The 1,213-nt window shown below is 56.2% G+C and carries 1 rRNA gene (cut by a window edge); it reads right to left on the bottom strand.

What is annotated here, in order from left to right:
• Positions 1 to 32: 32 nt before the first annotated feature.
• A 23S ribosomal RNA gene (locus tag ACFWB8_RS36665) occupies positions 33 to 1,213 on the bottom strand; it runs 2,122 nt beyond the window's last position.

Genomic DNA, 1,213 nt, shown 5'->3' on the forward strand with positions numbered 1-1,213 from the left:
CTTCAGAACTAACACAGTGGACGCGAGCAACTGAGGACAAGCCCTCGGCCTATTAGTACCAGTCAGCTCCACCCGTTACCGGGCTTCCACATCTGGCCTATCAACCCAGTCGTCTACTGGGAGCCTTACCCTCTCAAGGAGGTGGGAATACTCATCTTGAAGCAGGCTTCCCGCTTAGATGCTTTCAGCGGTTATCCCTCCCGAACGTAGCCAACCAGCCATGCCCTTGGCAGGACAACTGGCACACCAGAGGTTCGTCCGTCCCGGTCCTCTCGTACTAGGGACAGCCCTTCTCAATATTCCTGCGCGCGCAGCGGATAGGGACCGAACTGTCTCACGACGTTCTAAACCCAGCTCGCGTACCGCTTTAATGGGCGAACAGCCCAACCCTTGGGACCGACTCCAGCCCCAGGATGCGACGAGCCGACATCGAGGTGCCAAACCATCCCGTCGATATGGACTCTTGGGGAAGATCAGCCTGTTATCCCCGGGGTACCTTTTATCCGTTGAGCGACGGCGCTTCCACAAGCCACCGCCGGATCACTAGTCCCGACTTTCGTCCCTGCTCGACCCGTCGGTCTCACAGTCAAGCTCCCTTGTGCACTTACACTCAACACCTGATTGCCAACCAGGCTGAGGGAACCTTTGGGCGCCTCCGTTACTCTTTAGGAGGCAACCGCCCCAGTTAAACTACCCATCAGACACTGTCCCTGATCCGGATCACGGACCGAGGTTAGACATCCAGCACGACCAGAGTGGTATTTCAACGGCGACTCCACAACCACTGGCGTGGCTGCTTCAAAGTCTCCCACCTATCCTACACAAGCCGAACCGAACACCAATATCAAACTATAGTAAAGGTCCCGGGGTCTTTCCGTCCTGCTGCGCGAAACGAGCATCTTTACTCGTAGTGCAATTTCACCGGGCCTATGGTTGAGACAGTCGAGAAGTCGTTACGCCATTCGTGCAGGTCGGAACTTACCCGACAAGGAATTTCGCTACCTTAGGATGGTTATAGTTACCACCGCCGTTTACTGGCGCTTAAGTTCTCAGCTTCGCACGCCCGAAAGCGCACTAACCGGTCCCCTTAACGTTCCAGCACCGGGCAGGCGTCAGTCCGTATACATCGCCTTACGGCTTCGCACGGACCTGTGTTTTTAGTAAACAGTCGCTTCTCGCTGGTCTCTGCGGCCACCCCCAGCTCACGGAGTAA

Origin of the sequence: Streptomyces sp. NPDC060031 (assembly GCF_042736805.1) — a bacterium.
In the GTDB taxonomy this organism is placed as follows: Bacteria; Actinomycetota; Actinomycetes; order Streptomycetales; family Streptomycetaceae; genus Streptomyces.